Source organism: Agromyces binzhouensis, from assembly GCF_004135055.1.
GTDB lineage: Bacteria > Actinomycetota > Actinomycetes > Actinomycetales > Microbacteriaceae > Agromyces > Agromyces binzhouensis.
The window spans coordinates 1-2,946 of sequence record NZ_SDPL01000394.1; the positions used below are offsets into that span (position 1 = coordinate 1).

At 73.6% G+C, this 2,946-nt stretch carries 5 protein-coding genes; 3 read left to right on the forward strand and 2 right to left on the reverse strand.

The window, feature by feature from the left end:
- Positions 1 to 248 precede the first annotated feature (248 nt).
- Positions 249 to 815, reverse strand: a complete 567-nt coding sequence (locus ESO86_RS14680; protein ID WP_129235655.1) for a TetR/AcrR family transcriptional regulator — start codon at positions 813 to 815, stop codon at positions 249 to 251.
- 57 nt (positions 816 to 872) lie between these two features.
- Here ESO86_RS14680 and ESO86_RS14685 point away from each other — a divergent pair, with 57 nt between their 5' ends.
- From ESO86_RS14685 to ESO86_RS14695, 3 genes are all read left to right on the forward strand, one after another.
- Complete coding sequence (locus tag ESO86_RS14685; RefSeq protein WP_129235656.1) at positions 873 to 1,604, forward strand: MBL fold metallo-hydrolase; 732 nt, start codon at positions 873 to 875, stop codon at positions 1,602 to 1,604.
- Between the two features lie 96 nt (positions 1,605 to 1,700).
- On the forward strand, positions 1,701 to 2,315 hold the full coding sequence (locus ESO86_RS14690; RefSeq protein ID WP_207207163.1) for an SACE_7040 family transcriptional regulator: 615 nt from the start codon (positions 1,701 to 1,703) through the stop codon (positions 2,313 to 2,315).
- On the forward strand, positions 2,312 to 2,767 hold the full coding sequence (locus ESO86_RS14695) for a GNAT family N-acetyltransferase (protein WP_207207164.1): 456 nt from the start codon (positions 2,312 to 2,314) through the stop codon (positions 2,765 to 2,767). The genes ESO86_RS14690 and ESO86_RS14695 overlap by 4 nt, the downstream gene beginning before the upstream one ends.
- 50 nt (positions 2,768 to 2,817) lie before the next feature.
- Here ESO86_RS14695 and ESO86_RS20095 read toward each other — a convergent pair.
- Positions 2,818 to 2,946 (reverse strand): Lsr2 family DNA-binding protein (locus ESO86_RS20095; protein WP_207207165.1); only part of this gene is annotated, 129 nt, incomplete at its 5' end.

A 2,946-nucleotide genomic window follows, 5' to 3' on the forward strand; every position in this document is an offset into this window, starting at 1 on the left:
GGTCGCGGGATGCCTCGGGCCCGCCGAGGGCGGCGACGCGGAGCCGCTCGCGAAGCTCCTCGACCAGGACGGCGTGCGCGTCGGCGTTGGCGCGCGCGGCGTCGGACGCCGCGTCGATCGCGCTCGTGATGGTGTGCATCCGCTCCCGTTCCGCCTCTCCGTCGTGGCGTGCGTGCGAGCGCTTCGGTGAACGTTCGCTAACCGGGATTCATGTTAGCGACCATTCACCGAGTTCCGCAAGCCGACCCTCACCCGGGCGCGGCGAGGGCGCGGACGAGCTGGTCGAGCCCGTACGACCAGGCATCGTCGACCGAGCCGCCGAGGCGGAACGCCCCCGCGAGCTCCATGCTCGTGAAACCGTGCATCCACGCGGTGATCGTGCGCGCGGAATCGAGCGCCCGCGCCTCGCCCGAGAGCCTGCGCGCCGCCTCGAGGATCGGCGCGCTCGCCCGCTCCATGGCGGATCCGCGCGCCCGCGACGATTCGGGCAGCGGCCCGAAGACGAGGCCGTAGCCGTGCGGGTTCTCGTGCGCGAACCGGCGAGCGGATGCCGCGATCGCACGCACCGCGTCGGCCGCGTCGGGCTCGGCGACGAGCACCCGTTCCATCCGCTCCCCGAGCTCGACCGCGACGTCCTCCGCGACGAGCCGCACGAGCGCGTCGCGGTCGCGCAGGTGCTTGTAGAGCGACGGCGCCCGCACGCCGAGTCCGGCGGCGACGGCCTGCATCGTGAGGCCCTGCTGACCGTCGCGCTCGAGGATCAGGCGGGCCTCGGCTCGCAAGGCGTCGGGCGTGACCTTCGCGGGTGCCGGCATGTCCGCCTCCTTCATGGCTATTGACACTAGCCATCATAGCTATGTATCGTAGCCATCATGCAACTCTCACCGGGACTCCGGCGCGTCGGCAACGAGATCGTCGCGTCCTACCTCTTCATCGACGGGCGCGGCGTGACCGTCGTCGACGCGGGGCTCGCCGGGCACTACGGCGACCTGGTCGCCGAACTCGCCGACGCGGGCCTCACGATCGACGACGTGCGCGCGGTCATCCTCACGCACGGCGACACCGACCACCTCGGCTTCGCCGAGCGCCTCCGCCGCGACCACGGCGTGCCCGTCTACGTGCACGCCGCCGACCTCGACCGGGCGAAGGGGGGCGACACGCCCGCCACCTCGTTCGGCCGCGGCATCCGCCCCTGGCCGGTCGTGCGCTTCTTCGCCTACGCGCTCGCCAAGGGCGGCGCGAGGACCGAGTACCTCGCCGATGCCCGCACGCTCGAGGGCGGCGAGCACCTCGCCGACCTTCCCGGGTCGCCCGAGATCATCTCCATGCACGGCCACTCGCCGGGCAGCATCGCGGTCCACTCCCCCGCACTCGGCGCGGTCGCCGTCGGCGACGCTCTCACCACCCGCCACGTGCTCACGGGCCGCCGGGGCCCGCAGCCGGCTCCGTTCACCGACTCGCCCGACGCAGCGCTCGACTCGCTCGACCGGCTCGCGGCGACGGATGCCGAATGGGTGCTGCCCGGCCACGGGACCCCGTGGAACCGCGGGGCAGCGGAGGCCGTCCGACTCGTCCGGGAGGCCGCCGCGGCGACGGCGCGCTGAGCGCCCGGCAGTCGGGCATCGGGCTCGGTGCCGAAGTCGCCGAGCCCGCATCCCGCTTGCCGCCCGCTCCCATGTCGGTTAGTGTGCATTCACCGAATGCCCCGGAGGTGCCCCCTGTCCGAGACGCTCACCGAGCGCGGCCGCGCCAAGGCCGATCGTCGCGCGGCGCTGCTCACCGCGGCCGCACGGCTGTTCGCCGAGCGCGGCTACCCCGGCGTGACGCTCGAGGAACTCGGGCAGGCCGCCGGCGTCTCGGGGCCCGCCGTCTACCGCCACTTCCCGGGCAAGGCCGCGGTGCTCGCCGCGATCCTCCTCGACGCCAGCCGGGGCCTGCTCGACGGCGGCCGCCGCACGGTCGACGAGGTCGCCGCGCCCGACGAGGCGCTCCGCGCCCTCATCCGCTTCCACGTCGACTTCGCGCTCGCGAACGCCGACGTCATCCGCGTGCAGGATCGCGACCTCGACAGCCTCGGCGACGCCGACGCGCACGAGGTCCGGCGCCTGCAGCGTTCCTACGTCGAACTGTGGGTGGGCGTGCTCGCCCGCCTCAGGCCCGACCGGGCCGAATCCGAGTTGCGCATCCGGGCACACGCCGCCTTCGGACTGATCAACTCGACCCCCCACAGCGCCCGCATCCATGGGCGCCGACCCGCGGACAGGGTGGTCCGCAGCATCCTGGAGGACATGGCATGGTCGAGCCTCACGTCGTGACCCTGCGCGCGACCCGCGCGGGCGATCTCGACGAGTTGTTCCGAATCCGACTCGATCCCGAGGCGAACCGCATGGCGGCGTTCACGGCCGCGGATCCATCTGATCGCGCGGCCTTCGACGCGCACTGGGCGAAGCTGTTCGCCCGCGAGGACGTCGATGCGCGGACCGTCCGCATCGTCGGCAGCGTCGCCCGGTGGATCGACGACGAGACGCGCGCCCCCGAGATCACGTACTGGATCGATCGAGACGAGTGGGGTCGCGGGATCGCGACGCGCGCGATGCGGCTGTTCCTCGACACGCAGCCGCGGCCGGTGCGCGCTCGTGCCGCAGCCGACAACGCGGCATCCATCGCGGTGCTCGACAAGCTCGGCTTCGTCGAGGTGGGCCGTGACCGCGCCTACGCCGACGCCCGCGGCGCCGAGATCGACGAGGTCGTGCTCGAACTGCGATGAGCCGACGGCGCCGCCGGCGTGCGGTGCCGGCAGCGGTCGCGCGATTCGGCTCAGCGGTTGCGGTAGAGCTCCATGAGCGGCGCGGGGATGCGGCCGCGGTCGGACACCTGGTGGCCGTTCGCGCGCAGCCACTCGCGCGCGTCCTTGGTGTCGCCGGCGCCGGCCGAGCCGCCACGGCG

Bases quoted from the DNA above. Each gene is read 5' to 3' on its own strand.
- ESO86_RS14680 (WP_129235655.1), bottom strand. From the start codon at position 815: ATGCCGGCACCCGCGAAGGTCACGCCCGACGCCTTGCGAGCCGAGGCC.
- ESO86_RS14685 (WP_129235656.1), top strand. From the start codon at position 873: ATGCAACTCTCACCGGGACTCCGGCGCGTCGGCAACGAGATCGTCGCG.
- ESO86_RS14690 (WP_207207163.1), top strand. From the start codon at position 1,701: ATGCCCCGGAGGTGCCCCCTGTCCGAGACGCTCACCGAGCGCGGCCGC.